Raw genomic sequence first — 17,128 nt, forward strand, 5'->3', positions numbered from 1 at the left:
TGTCCAGGCCCGATCGGGGGTTCGATGTCCGCAAACAGGGTGGCAAACGCTTGGGTCGCGGGCGTCGACGAGGTGGGACGTGGCCCACTGGCGGGGCCTGTGGTGGCGGCCGCGGTGATCCTGCCGGAAGGTTTTGAGGCACCGGGACTGACCGATTCCAAGAAGCTCTCGGCGCGTCGCCGGCAGTCGCTGGATGTCGAGATTCGCGAACGCGCGGTGGCCTGGGCGCTGGGGCGAGCCGAGGCGGCCGAGATCGACGCATTGAACATCCATCGCGCGACCCTGCTGGCGATGCAGCGCGCGGTGGCCGCATTGTCGCAGGTGCCCGATCACCTGCTGGTCGATGGGCGCTTTACGCCAGAGGGCCCCTGGAGCGCCGAGGCGATCGTCGGCGGGGATGGCTCCGTAGCAGCAATCAGCGCGGCCTCGGTCATCGCCAAGGTGGCGCGCGACGCGGAGATGACGGCCCTGCACGAACGCTATCCCGACTACGGCTTTGATCGCCATGCAGGCTACCCGACCGCCTACCATCGCGACGCGCTGGCGCGCCTCGGGCCGTGCGTGGAGCACCGTCGCAGCTTTGGGCCGGTGGCGCGGGCGCTGGCCGCTGTTACGGGGGAAGGGGCATGAGCAGCGAATGGCACAACCCCGGCTTTGTGCACCTGCGGGTGCACTCCGAGTATTCGCTGATCGACGGACTGGTGCGCCTGAAGCCGCTGGTCGCGGCGGTCGCGGAGAAGGGCATGCCCGCCGTCGCGGTGACCGATCACTGCAACCTGTTCGGGCTGGTGAAGTTCTATCGGGCGGCCATTGCCCAGGGTGTGCAACCGATCATCGGGGCTGATCTGCTGGTGCGGGACGCCCGTGCCGACGGGAGCGTGGCGCGCATAACCCTGCTGGCGCAGAACGACCCCGGCTACCGCAACCTCACCCGACTGATTTCGCGTGCCTGGCAGGAAGGGCAGGAAAAGGGCATCCCCAGGATCGACGCCGAATGGCTGGACAGCGCGGCCGAGGGCCTGATCGCCCTGTCGGGTGGCATCGATGGTCTGTTCGTGAGCGGCTCCGGGGTGGCGCGCGCACTGACCCAGGATGAGCTTGGCCCCTGGCTGAAGCGTTTTCCCGGGCGCTTCTATCTGGAGCTGACGCGCACCGAGCGCCCGGGCGAGGAGGCCTGGATCGAGCAGGCCCTGACAGCGGCGGAGCAGTTCGATCTGCCGGTGGTGGCGACCAACGACGTGCGCTTTCTCAAGGCCGAGGATTTCGAGGCCCACGAGGCGCGTGTCTGCATTCATGACGGCACCACGCTGGATGACCCCTCGCGTCCGCGGCGCTACTCGGAACACCAGTACCTTGCCAGCCCGGAGGAGATGGCGGAACGCTTCTCGGATATCCCCGAGGCCCTGGCAAACTCGGTGGCAATCGCGCGGCGCTGCAGCGTGAGCCTGACGCTTGGGGAGTCCGTGTTGCCGGATTTCCCGGTGCCGGAGGGATACACCGTCGAGGATCACCTGCGGGAGACCTCCGCGAAGGGGCTCGCGGCACGGCTGGAGCGTTTCCAGTTCGCCGAGCGTTCGGAGTACGACGAACGCCTGAAGCTCGAACTGGACGTGATTTGCCAGATGGGTTTCCCCGGCTACTTCCTGATCGTGGCCGACTTTATCCAGTGGGCCAAGGACAACGGCATCCCGGTGGGCCCGGGGCGTGGCTCGGGCGCGGGTTCGCTGGTCGCCTATGTGCTGGGTATTACGGACCTGGATCCATTGCGTTATGAGCTTCTCTTTGAGCGCTTTCTTAACCCCGAGCGCGTCTCCATGCCCGACTTCGATGTCGATTTCTGCATGGAGAAACGCGACGACGTGATCGACTACGTGGCCGAGCGCTACGGCCGCGACAAGGTCTCGCAGATCATCACCCACGGCACCATGGCCGCGAAGGCGGTCGTGCGCGACTGTGGCCGCGTACTGGGCTATGGCTACGGCTTTGTCGACCGTATCGCCAAGCTGATCCCGTTCGAGCTGGGCATGACCCTGGGCAAGGCCCTGGCCGAGAGCGAGGACCTGAAGGCGCAGTACGACCAGGACGAGGAGGTGCGCGGGATCATCGATCTGGCGCTCAAGCTCGAGGGGCTTACGCGCAACGCGGGCAAGCATGCGGGCGGTGTGGTGATTGCACCGTCTGCGCTGACCGACTTCTCGCCGCTGTACTGCGAGGACGATGGCGGCTCGCTGGTGACCCACTTCGACAAGGACGACGTCGAGGCCGTGGGCCTGGTGAAGTTTGACTTCCTCGGGCTGCGCACGCTGACGATCATCGACTGGGCGGTCGAGAACGTGCGCAAGATGGACCCGGAGGCCCGCATCGACCTGGATGCGGTCCCGCTGGATGACCCCGACACCTTCAAGCTGCTGAAGGCCTACCAGACCACGGCGGTGTTCCAGCTGGAATCGGGCGGGATGAAGGATCTGATTCGGCGCCTCCAGCCGGACAGCTTCGAGGACATCATCGCGCTGGTGGCCCTGTACCGGCCGGGCCCGTTGCAGTCGGGGATGGTAGACGACTTCATCGACCGCAAGCACGGTCGCGCGCAGGTGGAGTACCCGCATCCGGATCTGGAGCCGATCCTGCAGCCGACCTACGGCGTCATCCTGTACCAGGAGCAGGTCATGCAGATCGCCCAGGTCCTGGCGAACTACACCCTGGGCGGCGCCGACCTGCTGCGCCGTGCGATGGGCAAGAAAAAGCCCGAGGAGATGGCCAAACAGCGCCAGATCTTCATGGAGGGCGCGCTGGGGCGTGGGGTCGAGGAGGGGACCGCGACCTACATCTTCGACTTGATGGAGAAATTCGCCGGCTACGGCTTCAACAAGTCGCACTCGGCCGCCTACGCCCTGGTCGCCTATCAGACCGCCTGGCTGAAGGCGCATTATCCGGCGCCGTTCATGGCGGCGGTGCTGTCCGCGGATATGGACAACACCGACAAGGTCGTGGGCCTGATCGAGGAATGCCGGAACATGGGCCTGAAGGTCCTGCCGCCGGACGTGAACCAGTCGGACTACCGCTTTACCTGCCTCGATGCGCAGACGGTGGTCTATGGCCTCGGGGCGATCAAGGGCGTGGGTGAGTCTGCGATCGACACGCTGTTGAAGGCACGCTCGGCGGACGGGTCCTTCCACGGGCTGATCGACCTGTGCCAGCGCGTGGACCTGTCCAAGCTCAACAAGCGGGTGCTGGAGACGCTGGTGCGCGCGGGTGCGCTGGATGCGATCGGTGCGAACCGCGCGACGCTGCTGAACGACATCCCCACGGCCGTGGCCGCGGCGGAACAGACCGAGCGCAATGCGAGCCTGGGTGTGGTGGACCTGTTTGGCGATCCGGCGGCTGCGGTGGTCCCGGAGAGCGAGACCCTCCCGGAGATGGAGGACGACGATCGTCTGCGCGGGGAGAAAGAGACGCTCGGCCTGTACCTGACCGGACACCCGGTCGAGCGCTATCGCGCCGAGCTCAAGCGGTTGACGGGCAGTACGTTCGCGGATCTGGAGGCGAAGCTGGAGCAGCGGCCCGATGACAGCGGCCAGCAGGGGCGACGCGGGCGCCAGGAGACCGTGCGCATTGCCGGCCTGGTCGTGGGGGTGCGGGTGCGCAACACGCAGAATGGGCGCATGGGCATCGCGACCCTGGATGATCGCAGCGGGCGTGCCGAGATCGTGCTGTTCAACGACGACTTCACCACCTACCGCGATCGGCTGGAGCCGGACACCCTTCTGGTGGCCGAGGGGACGGTGGCGCTGGATGACTATGCCGGCGGCATCCGCATGCGGGCCCGGGCCGTGTACACCCTGGACGAGGCGCGGGCGCAGTGGGCGCGCGCCCTGCACCTGTGCCTGGAGGGGGTGCACGCCGAGCAGGTGCAGAACCTGCGCGGCCTGATGGAGGAATATCGCGATGGTCAGTGCCGAGTCCACCTGTGCTACCGGCGGGATGATTTCGAGGCCGAGCTGAGCCTGCCCGAGGCCTGGGCCATTCGTCCGGACGAGCGGCTATTGCGCAATCTGCAGCAGAGCCTGGGCCCGGGTTGCGAGGCCCAGGTCCTGTACGGCCGTTGATTCTGTCGGCATCTACGCAATTGGGCGTTGTGACCAACAGCCCTGAGCCACCGCATGTCGCTGCACATCCGCCTCGGCCGGTCTCGAACGGGCAGCGAAGTGCGGGGTAATTGGTTACAATTCCGCGCCTGACGCCCATCTTTCCGACGCGGGACCCTGCATGAATCCGGATTTTCTCGACTTCGAACAGCCCATTGCCGAACTGGAAGCCAAGATTCGGGATCTGCGCTATGTGGGTGACGATGCCGAGGTCAACATCCAGGAAGAGATCCAGCGGCTGGAGGAGAAGTGCCGTTCGCTGACGGAGAGCATCTTCGCCAAGCTCACCCCCTGGCAGGTGGCGCAGATGTCGCGTCATCCCAAGCGCCCGTACACGCTGGACTACATCCCGCAGTTGTTCGACGAGTTCGAGGAGCTGCACGGTGACCGGACCTACGCGGATGATCCGGCCATCGTGGGGGGCGTGGCCCGCCTCGACGGGCGCCCGGTAATGATCATCGGCCATCAGAAAGGTCGCCAGACGCGCGAGAAGGTCTACCGCAACTTCGGGATGCCGCGCCCGGAGGGCTACCGCAAGGCCCTGCGGCTGATGGAGACGGCCGAGCGTTTTCGGCTGCCGGTCCTTACGTTCATCGACACCCCGGGTGCCTATCCGGGTGTGGGTGCCGAGGAGCGTGGTCAGAGCGAGGCGATTGCCCGCAATCTGATGGTGATGGCGCGGCTGGATACCCCGATCATCGCAACGGTGATTGGCGAGGGCGGCTCCGGCGGCGCGCTGGCGATCGGGGTCGGAGATGCCACGCTGATGCTGCAGTACTCGACCTACTCGGTCATCTCGCCGGAAGGCTGTGCCTCCATTCTCTGGAAGAGTGCCGAACGCGCGTCCGAGGCAGCGGAGGCGCTGGGCATTACCTCGCAACGGCTGCACGATCTGGGGCTGGTCGATCGCATCGTCTCCGAGCCGCTGGGCGGGGCCCATCGCGATCCGGAGACGATGTCGGCACACCTGCGCTCGGCGCTGCTGGAAACCCTTGATGGCCTGGAGGCGCTGGACCCGGCCAAGCGGCTGGATCGGCGTTACCGCCGCCTGATGGACTACGGTGCCTTCCAGGAAGCCACCTCCTGAGACACCGGGCCGGGTGGGGGATCACACCCACCCGGTGATGGTCGCCATGCGGGCCTTTTTGCAGGACCACCCGGACTTCGCTTCTTTGCGCGTCGCCTTTAGCGGCGGCCGCGACTCCTCTGTATTGCTGCACGCGCTCGCGCGACTGCGCCCTCAAGGGCTTGAGGCCTGGCATGTGAATCACGGCCTGCGACCGGATGCCGATGCGCAGGCGGCGTTCTGTGTGCGTGTTGCCGAGGCGCTGGATGTAGCGCTGACCGTACGCAAGGTGACCGTTCTTGATGATGCCTCCGAGGGGCCGGAGGCCGCCGCGCGCCGTTCACGCTACACGGCCCTTCGCGAGGGCCTCGGGGGGCGGGACCTGATCCTGACCGCCCAGCATGCCGACGACCAGGCCGAGACCTTTCTGCTCGCCGCGCTGCGCGGGAGCGGTCCGGAGGGCCTTCAGGGCATGCGGGTACTGCGTCGCGAAGGGGACACCTGGTTGGGGAGGCCGTTGCTGGAGGTCCCGGGCGAGGCCATCGCGGACTACGCAGAAGCGGCGGGGCTCGGTTGGTACGACGACCCAAGCAATGACGACACCCGGTTCGATCGCAATTTCCTGCGCCGCGAGATCCTCCCGCGTCTGGCGGAGCGCTTCCCTGTTCATGCCTCCCTGGCGCGCAGCGCCCGCTGGCAGCGCGAGGCCGTCGACCGCCTGGAGAGCCTGGAGGATGAACGCATTCCGGATGAGGCCTCGCTCGAGCTGGCCTCGCTGGCCGAGCTGGACCGGCCCGCTCGACGCGCGCGATTGCGGGCCTGGCTGCGCGCGCAGGGCCTGCGACCGCCGGGCCATGCGCGGCTGGAGGAGTTCTGTCGGCAACTGGAGGTCCACGCGCCGGACCGGAATCCGGAGCTGCGCTGGGCGGATGGCTGGATGGGCGTTTATCGCGGAACGATTTGCGTCGAAGCCCCGGATGCAAAGTCGGCCGCGCCAGGCGACGTGATGCCCTGGCCGCCGGGGCATGCGCGCCTGACGCTCCCGGATGGTCGCATGCTGGAGCGCGCAGCGCTGGCGGCCCTGGGTGTGGACGCGCAGGAGGCGCTGGAGGTCGGTTTTCGCCGGGGTGGGGAAACCGTGGTGACGCCAGCGGGTCGCCGACCCTTGAAGAAGCGGCTTCAGGAGCGGGGGATCCCGCCATGGGAACGCGAATATCTGCCGTTGGTCAGGCGGCGGTCGGATGGGCTCGTCGTGGCCATTCTCTGGTCGGATGGAGACCTGAGTCCCTGAAGGTGGCAGGTCCGGTGGATGGTGATCCGTTCAAAACCTGTAGTCCCCTTGCAGTTGACGGGGCGAGCGGAAAAGCCAATGCTTGAACTTCGTCATACTTTTGAGGGGCCGGGGTGTGAGAACCATCAGCCGGCAGACCAGGGCGTATGTCCGGGGTATCGCTTGTGTGTTCGCGTTGCTGGGTATGGCAACGGCACAGGGAGGAACCCTCAACCTGGCCACCGAGAGTTATCCGCCATTTAACTTCGAGACGCCGGAAGGCGGGCTTGACGGTATCTCCGTGCGCGTGATGAACCAGCTGCTCGAGGAAACCGGGATCGAGGCGGAGATCCGTTTGCTGCCCTGGAGTCGTGCCTACGCCGAGGCGCAGTCGAACCCCGATACCTGCGTGTTCTCGACGACGCAGACCCCGGAACGCGAAGAGCTCTTCGAGTGGGTAGGCCCGCTGGTGGAGAATCAGTGGCATGCCTATGCCCTTGAGGGCTCCGACGTCGCAGCGGAGTCGCTCGATGACCTTCACGACTATCGAGTGGGTGGTTATCGCGACGACGCCGTTGCGTTGTATGTCGAGGCCCGGGGGATTGAGATCGATACCGCCCCCAATGACCGCCTGAACGCGCGCAAGCTCGCGGCCGGCCGGATTGATGTCTGGGTCAGTGGCGAGCACCTCGCACCCTGGTACGCGCGTCTGGAAGAGATCGGCGAACTGCGCTCGCTGTTTGCCTTCAACGACACGGTGATGTCGCTCGCCTGCCACCCGGATACCGATCGCGATCGGCTGGACCGCCTCCAGGCCGCGCTGGATGCCATGCGCGAGGATGGCCGCTACGCAGCGATCGTCAGCGAAGTACTCGAACGTAACGGAGACGCGAATGACTGAGTTCGCCACGCAGCGCGAAGCGGATCGCGGTGGCCTGATCGCCGAGGAGGTGCTGGATTTTCAGCGCAACATGACCCGGCGCGGCATTATCTTTTCGTTCACCGGCTATATCTCCGAAGGCATCCTGAAGGCGCTGGGCGACGCCCTGCGTCAGAAGATCCGGCTGGAGTCGACAGACAACAAGACCGTAAACCGAGTGTTCTCGGTGTTCGTCGAGCAGGTGCAGAACATCATTCGCTACTCGGCCGAACGGATCGAGCACGCGGCGGAACCCCCGGTGGAGCTGAGCTCCGGCATGATTACGGTCGGCTCCGAAAAAGGCCGGTTCTTCGTGATCTGCGGCAATATCATCGCCCGCGAAGACGCGGATACTCTGGGCAGCCGGCTGAGCGAGCTTCAGGGGATGGACAACGAGGCCCTGCGGCGCTTCTACAAGGAAAAGCTGCGCGAGCCGCCGGACGAGGGCAGCAAGGGGGGCAGCATCGGGCTGATCGAGATCGCCCGCCGAGCCAGCGAGCCGATCCAGTTCGACTTCGAGCACCTCTCCGACGCGTATTCCTACTTTGTACTGAAGGCCTACATCTGATGGCAGCACTGGACCCCATTCGACACGAGGCAACGGACCGCACCCCGGAGGTCCTGTTCGATTTCGCGGCGGGGCATTACCGCATTTCCGGCGAGTCCTACCCGGAAGACGCCGCGAGCTTCTATGGACCCCTGACCCAGGGCCTGCGACAGGCGGTCCAGGAGCGGGCCAGCGAGTCGCTGGAGTTCAGCGTCGAGATGATCTACTTCAACAGCTCGACCGCGAAGGCGCTGATGAACCTCTTTCAGATCCTCGAAGACGCCGCCGAGGCCGGCATCAACGTGCGCATCAACTGGTGCTACCACGAAGACGACGAGACGATGGAAGAATTCGGCGAGGACTTTTCCGAGGACTTTGCCCACGCGGACTACCGCATGTGCCCGACATCATGAACGCCTCTCACGACCCCAAGCAGCCAGTGCCGGTGCCAGCGAACGCACGCGACGGCGACGATCCGGAAGCGCTTGCCGACTTCTCTCTGTTCGAGCAGGAGAAGCAGATCATGCAGCGCTCCGAGCAGATGCTGGAGGCGCTGGACGATGTGGCCGAGGGCGTGCGCATGCTCGCCAAGGCCTATTCTGAGAGTTATCGCGTTCAGCGCCGCATGATGCGCATGAGTGATCGGATGCAGCTGGACCTGCAGGCCGCCAACCGTCAGCTGCGCGAGCAGGCCACCCACCTGGAGCAGCTCAACGGTGCACTGTCCGACGAGGTGCGCGAGCGCGAGCGCCTGACGGCCGAGCTCGAGCGCCTGGCGCTGGAGGATGCCCTGACCGGGCTGTTCTCGCGGCGCCGGGTAATGGACTGTGTTGAGGGGCTGGCCGAAACGGTGGGCGATCAGGCCCGCTCGCTCACTGTGATGATGCTCGACCTCGACGACTTCAAAGCCCTGAATGACACCCATGGCCATGCCGCCGGGGATTACGCCCTGCAGAGCTTCGCCGAGATCCTCCGCGGCGAGCTCGGCGCCGATCAGTACGCCGGGCGCATGGGGGGCGAGGAGTTCCTGGTGGTGGCCGCGGACCTCGAGCTTGATGCGGCCATGAGCTTGGCGGAGCGCATCCGCACCACTGTCGAGCAGACGATCCCGCGCTGGAAGGGCGAACCGCTGCATCTGGAGGTCTCGATCGGTCTCGTCGTGACGACCGAACGCTGGCCGGATGCCGGGGCGCTGGTCGCGGCGGCGGATGATCTGCTTTACCGCGCGAAAAACGAAGGCCGTAATCGCGTCGAGGTCCAGTTCCACGGCGAGTCGGTATGACAGAGCCCGGCCCGGCGCGCAGCCGCAGCCTGGTCGCGAAGCTGGCGCTCGCGACCCTGCTGGTTGCACTGGCGCTCAGCCTGCTGGCGAGCGCCTATGTGATCGCGGCCGACTCGCGTGCCTTTCGCGCGGACACCCTGGAACAGATCGAACGGCTGCAACGGCTGGTGGCCCCTCCCGCGGCCGAGGCGGCCTATCAGCTGAATGCCGATCAGGCGGAATCACTGGTGGCGGGCCTGCAGGCCTTTGACGAGATCCACCGCGCCGAGATACTCGACGACTTCGGGCGCACCTTGGCCGAGGTGGAACGCGAAGGTGGCGGCGCCTCCTGGCTTGGGGAACGCCTGTTCGGGGCGGATCGCCAGCACGAGCGCGAACTGCTCCACCCGGACCTGCGCGAAACCAATGGTGCAGTGGGGATGCTGCGTGTGGAGCTCGCCCCCGATGTGCTGGCTGCAGCCCTGATCGAGCGTCTGCGCAATAGCGTGATCACCAGCGTGGTGCAGGCGGTGATCGTCTCGCTGGTCGTCGTACTGCTGTTCTACGGCCTCATGCTGCGCCCGATGCTGCGCATCTCCCGAGCCGTGGCGGGTACCGATCCCGACCATCCGGCCCAGTGGCCGCGCCCCAGCATGGGCCACCATGCGGATGACGAGCTCGGTGCCCTGGACCGCTCGCTCGACCGCCTCCTGAATGCCTTTCAGCAGGGCCTTGATGCGCGGGATGGTGCGCGGGGCGAGCTGAAGGCCCTGAACGAGGACCTGGAGCGCCGCGTGGTCGAGCGTACCCGCGAGCTGGAGGCCGAGAAGTTGGAGACGGAACGTGCGCTTGCGCGGGTCGATGAGGCCAACCGCGAACTCGAGCGCAGCAACCGCCTTGTGGTGGAGAGCATCCGCTATGCGCGGCGCATCCAGACCGCGATGCTCCCGGACAAGCACGCCCTGGACGGACACCTGGACGAGGTGCAGGTCTACTGGGAGCCGCTGCACCTGGTCGGGGGCGACTACTTCTGGCTGGAGGCCATCGACGGGCGCAGCGTGCTGGTGGCCGCGGACTGTACCGGGCATGGCGTCCCCGGGGCATTCATTACCCTGGTGCTGGCCTCGGCGCTGGATCGCATCCTGCATGAACACCGGCTCCTGGAACCGTCGGCAATCCTGCGCGAGATGGATCGGCTGGTGCGCTCGCGCCTGCGCCAGGACGGTCATGACTCGGATTCCGACGACGGATTGGAGGCGGCGGTGTGCGTCTATGACCCGGATGCCCGGACCCTGACCTTTGCCGGCGTGGGGCTGCCGCTGATCATGGATCGTGCGGGACAGGTGGAAGAGATTCGCGGCGTCCGCGGTGGGCTGGGGTATCGCAGCCTGGAGCCCGCACAGCCGGTGGATCATGTGGTGGCGGTCGAGCCGGGCATGGAGTTCTTCCTGATTACCGACGGAGCCCACGACCATGTGGGTGGCGAGCCGCCCCGACTGTTCGGGCGCCGTCGCCTGCGCCACGTGCTGGCGGAAAAGTCCCCGCGTGACCTGGCCGCCAAGATCGATTCCGTGGTGCGGGTGCTGGAGGACTATCGCGGCGGCGAGCCACGGCGTGACGACATGACGCTGGTGGCCTTCCGGCCGCTCGCGGCGGACGCGCAAAACATGCCGCGTGGTGCGGCGGCCGATTGAGCCGTCAGGGGCTCTCTGGTAGCATTTCGGCCGATCTGAGCCGCCCGTGAGCCGTATGAGCGGGGCTACCGTAATTCCCTAGCCAGGTTTCCCGCATGACGCGTTATGTATTCATTACCGGAGGCGTGGTTTCGTCTCTGGGCAAAGGCATTGCATCCGCCTCGCTGGGGGCCATCCTGGAGGCGCGCGGCCTCAAGGTGACGCTGCTCAAGCTCGACCCCTATATCAACGTCGATCCGGGCACCATGAGCCCGTTCCAGCACGGCGAGGTCTTCGTGACCGATGACGGCGCGGAGACGGACCTGGACCTGGGGCATTACGAGCGCTTTGTGCGCATCCGCACCTCGCGGCGCAACAATTTCACGACCGGGCAGATCTACGAGAACGTGATCCGCAAGGAGCGCCGCGGCGACTACCTGGGCGGTACGGTGCAGGTGATCCCGCATATCACCGACGAGATCAAGCGCTCGATCCGCGAGGGTGCGGGCGATGCCGACATTGCGCTGATCGAGATCGGCGGTACGGTGGGCGATATCGAGTCCCTGCCATTCCTCGAGGCGATCCGCCAGATGGGTGTGGAGCTGGGACACGAGAATGCCCTGTTCATGCACCTGACCCTGGTGCCCTTTATTGCCGCCGCCGGCGAGATCAAGACCAAGCCCACGCAGCACTCGGTCAAGGAGCTGCGCTCGATCGGGATCCAGCCGGATATCCTGCTGTGCCGTTCGACCCAGGCGATCCCCGAGGGCGAGCGGCGCAAGATTGCCCTGTTCACCAACGTCGAGGAGAAGGCGGTCATCTCCGCGGTGGACGTGGACAATATCTACAAGATCCCGCTGTGGCTGCATTCGCAGAAGCTCGACGAGATCGTGCTGCGCAAGCTGCATATCGAGGCGCCGCAGGCGGACCTGTCGGACTGGAAGCACGTGGTCAACGCCATGGAGTTCCCGGAGTCCGAGGTCACCGTCGGCATGATCGGCAAGTACGTCGATCTCACCGAGTCCTACAAGTCCGTGAACGAGGCGCTGACCCATGCCGGCGTACAGGTCGGGACGCGGGTGCGTATTCGCTATCTCGATTCGGAAAAGCTCGAAGGCGCGGATGCCGAGATCCAGGGGGAGATGGAAGGTCTGGACGCGATCCTGGTGCCCGGTGGCTTTGGCGAGCGCGGTGTGGAAGGCAAGATCGCGGCCGTGCGCTATGCGCGCGAGCACGGCGTGCCCTACCTGGGTATCTGTCTGGGCATGCAGGTTGCGGTGATCGAGTTCGCCCGTGATCAGGCCGGGCTCGAAGGCGCGCACAGTACGGAGTTTGCCCCGGATACCCCGCACCCGGTGATTGCCCTGATTACCGAGTGGCAGGACCGCGAGGGCCGCATCGAACGGCGCGATGCCGAGAGCGATCTCGGCGGCACGATGCGTCTGGGGGCACAGTCCGCGCGACTGGCCCCGGGTTCGCGGATTGCGGAGGCCTATGGCCGCGAAGATGTCAGCGAGCGCCATCGCCACCGCTTCGAGTTCAACAACGCCTATCGCGAACGGCTGGAGGCAGCGGGCCTGCGCATCTCGGGTGTGTCCGAGTCTGGCGAACTGGTCGAGGCGGTGGAGCTGCCGGGCCACCCGTGGTTCATCGGTTGCCAGTTCCATCCGGAGTTCACCTCGACCCCGCGCGACGGGCATCCGCTGTTTACCGGTTTCATCCGTGCCGCGCGGACCTATCAGGACGAGCGCGAGCCGGAGACCACGACGGCGCTGACGGACTAGCGCGCCGTACGATGACGCTTTGCGGCCGTACCCGGAGGGTGGCGTCCGCCAGACAGGACATTGCATGCAGCTTTGCGGTTTTGAAGTCGGCCTCGACCGGCCCTTTTTTCTGATTGCCGGCCCCTGCGTGATCGAATCCGAGGCGATGGCCCTGGAGACCGCGGGTGCGCTCAAGGCGATCACCGACGAACTGGGCATCCCGTTTATCTACAAGTCCTCGTTCGACAAGGCCAATCGCTCGTCGACGAAGAGTTTCCGTGGTCCGGGCATCGAAGAGGGCCTGCGCATCCTGGAACAGGTGAAGCAGCAGTTGGGAGTCCCGGTGCTGACCGATGTCCACGAGGACACCCCGCTGGACGAGGTCGCGGCCGTGGTGGACGTGCTGCAAACGCCCGCGTTCCTGTGCCGGCAGACGAACTTCATCCAGAATGTCGCGCGCCAGGGGCGCCCGGTGAACATCAAGAAGGGCCAGTTCCTGGCGCCCTGGGATATGGGCAATGTCGTGGACAAGGCGCGCGAGGCCGGCAACGACCAGATCATGGTCTGTGAACGCGGCGTCTCCTTCGGCTACAACACGCTGATCTCGGACATGCGGGGTCTGGCCCAGATGCGCCAGACCGGTTGCCCGGTGGTGTTCGACGCCACGCACTCGGTCCAGCAGCCGGGCGGGCAGGGCGCGACCTCTGGTGGGCAGCGCGAGTATGTCCCCGTGCTGGCGCGGGCGGCCGTCGCCTCCGGGGTGTCGGGTCTGTTCATGGAGACCCATCCGGATCCCGAGCGCGCCCTCTCGGACGGGCCCAACGCCTGGCCGCTGCCGCGCATGACGGAGCTGCTGACCACGCTCAAGGCGCTGGATACGGCCGCCAAGGCGCAGCCGTTTGCCGAGGCCGAGTACGGGCTGGGTTGATTCGCGCAGGATTATTTAAGAGTTTCATTTAAGTTCCGCCTCCAACCCTTCGGGGCGGATGAGTTTATTTTTCAAGGAGAAAGCATGTCCCAGATTGCGGAGATTCATGCCCGCGAGATCATCGACTCGCGGGGCAACCCGACGGTCGAGGCCGACGTTGTCCTGGATTCCGGCGCGATGGGTCGTGCCGCGGTGCCGTCGGGGGCCTCCACGGGGGCCCGCGAGGCGCTGGAGCTGCGCGATGACGAGCCGCGCTATGGCGGCAAGGGCGTGCAGAAGGCCGTGGGCCATGTGAATGGCGAGATCCGCGACGCCCTGCGTGGCATGGAGCTGGACCAGACGGCGGTGGACCGCCGCATGCTTGAGCTGGACGGCACCGAGAACAAGTCGCGCCTGGGTGCGAACGCGCTGCTGGCAGTCTCGATGGCGGCCGCGCATGCACAGGCGGCGGATCGCGAGCAGCCGCTGTTCGAGTCCATGGGCGGCGAGCAGGCGACCCTGCTGCCCGTGCCGATGATGAATATCATCAACGGCGGCGCCCACGCCGACAACAGCGTCGACATGCAGGAGTTCATGATCCTGCCGGTGGGCGCGGACTCCGTGCGTGAGGCCGTGCGCTACGGCGCCGAGGTGTTCCATGCCCTGAAGAAGGTGCTGGGTCAGCGCAACCTGGGGACGGGCGTGGGGGACGAGGGCGGCTTTGCCCCGGATCTGCCGTCCAACTCGGCTGCGATCGAGGTGATCCTCGAGGCCATCCACAAGGCGGGCTTCAAGGCCGGGCAGGACATCTGGCTGGGCCTGGACTGTGCCAGTTCCGAGTTCTATCGCGACGGCCGCTACCACCTCGACTCCGAGGGCAAGGCCTTCTCCGCCGACGAGTTCTGCGAGTACCTTGCCCACTGGGTCGACCAGTACCCGATCCTGACCATCGAGGACGGCATGGGCGAGGACGACTGGGATGGCTGGAAGGTCCTCACCGAGCGTCTCGGTGACCGCGTGCAGCTGGTCGGCGACGACCTGTTCGTGACCAATACGCAGATCCTGCAGGAAGGGATCGACAAGGGCGTGGCCAACTCGATCCTGATCAAGCTGAACCAGATCGGCACCGTAACCGAGACCCTGGAGGCCATCGAGCTGGCGCGCCAGGCGAAGTACACGGCGGTGATCTCGCATCGCTCCGGCGAGACCGAGGACGTGACCATCGCCGATCTGGCGGTAGCCACCGGGGTTGGCCAGATCAAGACCGGTTCGCTCTCGCGCTCGGATCGCGTGGCCAAGTACAACCAGCTGATCCGGATCGAGGAGCATCTGGGATCCCGGGCGCGTTATCCCGGCATGGATGCCTTCAATATCCGGCGATAATCCGCGATTGTTGCGTTTGTCGCGGGTTGGGTTCTCAGCCTGCAGAGCGTCTCCTGTGCCCGGCGGCCAAGGGGCCGTAGAATGCCGGGCATGGAAGCTCGACTCTCTCCCTGGCGGCTGGCCGTGGCGACCGGCCGCGGGAATCGCTGATGCGCTGGTTGCTGATCGGTCTGGCGGTGCTGCTACTGCTGTTGCAGTGGCCGCTGTGGCTGGGAGAGGGCAGCTGGCGCGATGTACGCGACCTGCGCGAGCAGGTAGAGGAGCAGCGTGCGGCCAACGCCGAGCTGGAGCAACGCAATCAGGCGCTGGAGGCCGAGGTACACGACCTGCGTACCGGTACCGATGCGGTGGAAGAACGCGCCCGCCGCGACCTGGGCATGATCCGCGAAGACGAAATCTTCTTCTTTGTGGTCGGCGAGGACGACGACCGGCGTCCAGTGCCGGAGCCGTTGCCAGACCCGGCGCGGGATGTGTCCCCGGGGCCCGCCGAGATCCCGGACCGCGAGCGCGAGCCGGCAACCGATACGCTGCCACCCGAGGATCCGTTTGATGGCTGATCCCGACACCAACAACCCCTCTGTGGAACCCGCCTACTGGGCCCTGATCCCGGCGGCCGGCGTGGGCCGGCGCATGGGCTCCGATCGACCCAAGCAGTTCCTGACGCTGGGGTCACGCACCATCCTGTCGCATACCCTGTCGATCTTTCTGGAGCACCCGCGCATTCGCGGCGTGGTCCTGGTGCTGGGGCCGGATGTGGACCCGGACGCGCTGGACCTGCCGACGGCGGGTGGTCGCCTGTTTCGCGTGGCCGGCGGGGCCGAGCGGGCGGATTCGGTCCAGAACGGGCTCGATTTCCTGCAGGAACGGGCGGCCCCCGATGACTGGGTGCTGGTGCACGATGCCGCACGCCCCTGCCTGCCACGCGCCGATCTGGACCATCTTTTGAAGGTGCTGCGGGACGATCCAGTAGGCGGACTGCTGGCCACGGCCAGCACGGATACGGTCAAGTGGAGTGACGAGGACGGGCGCGTCGAGCGCACGCTGGAACGCGCGCGCGTCTGGCGCGCGCTGACACCACAGATGTTTCGCCTCGGTATGCTGCGGGAGGCCAATCGCGCCGCGCGCGAGGCCGGTCATGCGGTTACCGACGAGGCCAGCGCGATCGAATGGCATGGCGCACGGCCACGTCTGATCGAGGGCTCGATGATGAACATCAAGATCACCCGGGCTGAGGATCTGGAGCTGGCCCAGCTGTACCTGATGCAGCAGGGGCGACTGGACGGGGGGTTCCGGCCATGAGCCGCATGCGCGTGGGGCAGGGCTTCGACGTGCACGCCTTCGGGCCGGGCGATCATCTGATCCTGGGCGGTGTGCGCATCCCGTTCGATCACGGCTTTGTCGCGCATTCCGATGGCGATGTCCTGCTGCACGCGATTTGCGATGCCCTGTTCGGGGCCGCGGGCCTGGGGGATATCGGCCGCCACTTTCCCGATACCGACGAGCGCTTTCGTGGGGCGAACAGCCGCGACCTTCTGCGCGAGACCCTGCGCCGGGTCCAGGAGGCCGGGTGGCGCCCGGTAAATGTGGATGCGACCGTGATCGCCCAGGCACCGAAGATGGCCCCGCATGTGGCGGCGATGGAGGACCACATCGCTGCGGACCTGGGGCTGATGGCGGGTGCGGTGAATGTGAAGGCGACAACCACCGAGCGTCTGGGCTTCACCGGGCGCGGAGAAGGGGTTGCGGCGCAGGCGGTGGTGCTGCTAGAGCCTTCTTCGGGGCTGATGCAGGTATGACGGCGGCTCGATCCCCCAGTGTGCTGGGTCTGGATCACGTCAGTGTCGTGATCGCCGATCTGGAGGCGTCCGCGCGGTTCTATGGCGAGATCCTGGGGCTGCGCCCCGTGGAGCGTCCGGATCTCGGTTTTCCGGGGCTTTGGTATGACCTGGGTGGCGGGCAGACCCTGCACCTGCTGGGTGTGCCCAACCCGGACGCCACCGAACGCCGCGTGCGCGGCGGTCGCGATCGCCACCTGGCGCTGCGCGTGTGTGGTCTGGAAGCTTTGCTGCAACGCCTGGAGAACGCCGGGCATTCGGCCGAGCGCAGCCAGTCGGGGCGACCCGCTGCGTTCGTCCGCGACCCGGACGGCAATACCGTCGAACTGATCGAGGCGGGCTGACACCGCGCGGGTGCG

Annotated in this window: 16 protein-coding genes; all 16 read left to right on the plus strand. The window is 66.3% G+C overall.

Annotated elements, in window-relative coordinates; genetic code table 11:
• Nucleotides 1-24 precede the first annotated feature (24 nt).
• The 16 genes from rnhB (at nt 25) to F468_RS0113405 (ending at nt 17,113) form a co-directional block, all read left to right on the plus strand.
• Entirely contained in the window at nt 25-630 is a 606-nt protein-coding gene (gene rnhB, locus F468_RS0113330) for a ribonuclease HII (protein WP_026296545.1), read from the plus strand.
• Nucleotides 627-4,106: a DNA polymerase III subunit alpha gene (dnaE, locus tag F468_RS0113335; protein WP_018173957.1), complete on the plus strand. Its 3,480-nt coding sequence runs from the start codon at nt 627-629 to the stop codon at nt 4,104-4,106. The genes rnhB and dnaE overlap by 4 nt, the downstream gene beginning before the upstream one ends.
• Nucleotides 4,107-4,266: 160 nt before the next feature.
• On the plus strand, nt 4,267-5,232 hold the full coding sequence (locus F468_RS0113340; RefSeq protein ID WP_018139631.1) for an acetyl-CoA carboxylase carboxyltransferase subunit alpha: 966 nt from the start codon (nt 4,267-4,269) through the stop codon (nt 5,230-5,232).
• Nucleotides 5,233-5,245: 13 nt separating this feature from the next.
• Complete coding sequence (gene tilS, locus F468_RS0113345) at nt 5,246-6,502, plus strand: tRNA lysidine(34) synthetase TilS (protein ID WP_018173956.1); 1,257 nt, start codon at nt 5,246-5,248, stop codon at nt 6,500-6,502.
• Nucleotides 6,503-6,686: 184 nt separating this feature from the next.
• On the plus strand, nt 6,687-7,382 hold the full coding sequence (locus F468_RS0113350) for an ABC transporter substrate-binding protein (protein WP_018173955.1): 696 nt from the start codon (nt 6,687-6,689) through the stop codon (nt 7,380-7,382).
• Nucleotides 7,375-7,968, plus strand: coding sequence for a SiaB family protein kinase (locus F468_RS0113355; RefSeq protein WP_018139634.1), 594 nt, complete (start codon nt 7,375-7,377; stop codon nt 7,966-7,968). Before F468_RS0113350 ends, F468_RS0113355 begins: the two co-directional genes overlap by 8 nt.
• A complete protein-coding gene (locus F468_RS0113360; RefSeq protein ID WP_018139635.1) occupies nt 7,968-8,360 on the plus strand; it encodes a DUF1987 domain-containing protein in 393 nt (130 codons plus the stop codon). Before F468_RS0113355 ends, F468_RS0113360 begins: the two co-directional genes overlap by 1 nt.
• The gene (locus F468_RS0113365; protein ID WP_051080581.1) at nt 8,357-9,229 is read left to right on the plus strand and encodes a GGDEF domain-containing protein; all 873 of its coding nucleotides are present in this window, start codon (nt 8,357-8,359) and stop codon (nt 9,227-9,229) included. The genes F468_RS0113360 and F468_RS0113365 overlap by 4 nt, the downstream gene beginning before the upstream one ends.
• The gene (locus F468_RS0113370; protein WP_018173953.1) at nt 9,226-10,902 is read left to right on the plus strand and encodes a PP2C family protein-serine/threonine phosphatase; all 1,677 of its coding nucleotides are present in this window, start codon (nt 9,226-9,228) and stop codon (nt 10,900-10,902) included. The genes F468_RS0113365 and F468_RS0113370 overlap by 4 nt, the downstream gene beginning before the upstream one ends.
• Nucleotides 10,903-10,997: 95 nt before the next feature.
• Nucleotides 10,998-12,665: a CTP synthase gene (locus F468_RS0113375; RefSeq protein ID WP_018139638.1), complete on the plus strand. Its 1,668-nt coding sequence runs from the start codon at nt 10,998-11,000 to the stop codon at nt 12,663-12,665.
• A gap of 64 nt (nt 12,666-12,729) precedes the next feature.
• Nucleotides 12,730-13,572, plus strand: coding sequence for a 3-deoxy-8-phosphooctulonate synthase (gene kdsA / locus F468_RS0113380; protein WP_018173952.1), 843 nt, complete (start codon nt 12,730-12,732; stop codon nt 13,570-13,572).
• Nucleotides 13,573-13,656: 84 nt separating this feature from the next.
• Nucleotides 13,657-14,934: a phosphopyruvate hydratase gene (eno, locus tag F468_RS0113385; protein WP_018139640.1), complete on the plus strand. Its 1,278-nt coding sequence runs from the start codon at nt 13,657-13,659 to the stop codon at nt 14,932-14,934.
• Nucleotides 14,935-15,083: 149 nt separating this feature from the next.
• On the plus strand, nt 15,084-15,491 hold the full coding sequence (gene ftsB / locus F468_RS0113390) for a cell division protein FtsB (protein ID WP_018139641.1): 408 nt from the start codon (nt 15,084-15,086) through the stop codon (nt 15,489-15,491).
• Nucleotides 15,484-16,233 carry a 2-C-methyl-D-erythritol 4-phosphate cytidylyltransferase gene (gene ispD, locus F468_RS0113395; RefSeq protein WP_018173951.1) on the plus strand — a complete coding sequence of 250 codons (750 nt, stop codon included), beginning with the start codon at nt 15,484-15,486 and terminating at the stop codon, nt 16,231-16,233. The genes ftsB and ispD overlap by 8 nt, the downstream gene beginning before the upstream one ends.
• On the plus strand, nt 16,230-16,730 hold the full coding sequence (gene ispF, locus F468_RS0113400; protein ID WP_018173950.1) for a 2-C-methyl-D-erythritol 2,4-cyclodiphosphate synthase: 501 nt from the start codon (nt 16,230-16,232) through the stop codon (nt 16,728-16,730). Before ispD ends, ispF begins: the two co-directional genes overlap by 4 nt.
• Nucleotides 16,727-17,113: a VOC family protein gene (locus F468_RS0113405; protein WP_026296459.1), complete on the plus strand. Its 387-nt coding sequence runs from the start codon at nt 16,727-16,729 to the stop codon at nt 17,111-17,113. The genes ispF and F468_RS0113405 overlap by 4 nt, the downstream gene beginning before the upstream one ends.
• Nucleotides 17,114-17,128 lie beyond the last annotated feature (15 nt).

This window comes from Thioalkalivibrio sp. ALJ2 (genome assembly GCF_000378325.1).
Lineage (GTDB): Bacteria > Pseudomonadota > Gammaproteobacteria > Ectothiorhodospirales > Ectothiorhodospiraceae > Thioalkalivibrio.

Coding starts and splice junctions, on each gene's coding strand:
- rnhB (WP_026296545.1), top strand. CDS start 25: ATGTCCGCAAACAGGGTGGCAAACGCTTGGGTCGCGGGCGTCGACGAG.
- dnaE (WP_018173957.1), top strand. CDS start 627: ATGAGCAGCGAATGGCACAACCCCGGCTTTGTGCACCTGCGGGTGCAC.
- F468_RS0113340 (WP_018139631.1), top strand. CDS start 4,267: ATGAATCCGGATTTTCTCGACTTCGAACAGCCCATTGCCGAACTGGAA.
- F468_RS0113350 (WP_018173955.1), top strand. CDS start 6,687: ATGGCAACGGCACAGGGAGGAACCCTCAACCTGGCCACCGAGAGTTAT.
- F468_RS0113355 (WP_018139634.1), top strand. CDS start 7,375: ATGACTGAGTTCGCCACGCAGCGCGAAGCGGATCGCGGTGGCCTGATC.
- F468_RS0113360 (WP_018139635.1), top strand. CDS start 7,968: ATGGCAGCACTGGACCCCATTCGACACGAGGCAACGGACCGCACCCCG.
- F468_RS0113365 (WP_051080581.1), top strand. CDS start 8,357: ATGAACGCCTCTCACGACCCCAAGCAGCCAGTGCCGGTGCCAGCGAAC.
- F468_RS0113370 (WP_018173953.1), top strand. CDS start 9,226: ATGACAGAGCCCGGCCCGGCGCGCAGCCGCAGCCTGGTCGCGAAGCTG.
- F468_RS0113375 (WP_018139638.1), top strand. CDS start 10,998: ATGACGCGTTATGTATTCATTACCGGAGGCGTGGTTTCGTCTCTGGGC.
- kdsA (WP_018173952.1), top strand. CDS start 12,730: ATGCAGCTTTGCGGTTTTGAAGTCGGCCTCGACCGGCCCTTTTTTCTG.
- eno (WP_018139640.1), top strand. CDS start 13,657: ATGTCCCAGATTGCGGAGATTCATGCCCGCGAGATCATCGACTCGCGG.
- ftsB (WP_018139641.1), top strand. CDS start 15,084: ATGCGCTGGTTGCTGATCGGTCTGGCGGTGCTGCTACTGCTGTTGCAG.
- ispD (WP_018173951.1), top strand. CDS start 15,484: ATGGCTGATCCCGACACCAACAACCCCTCTGTGGAACCCGCCTACTGG.
- ispF (WP_018173950.1), top strand. CDS start 16,230: ATGAGCCGCATGCGCGTGGGGCAGGGCTTCGACGTGCACGCCTTCGGG.
- F468_RS0113405 (WP_026296459.1), top strand. CDS start 16,727: ATGACGGCGGCTCGATCCCCCAGTGTGCTGGGTCTGGATCACGTCAGT.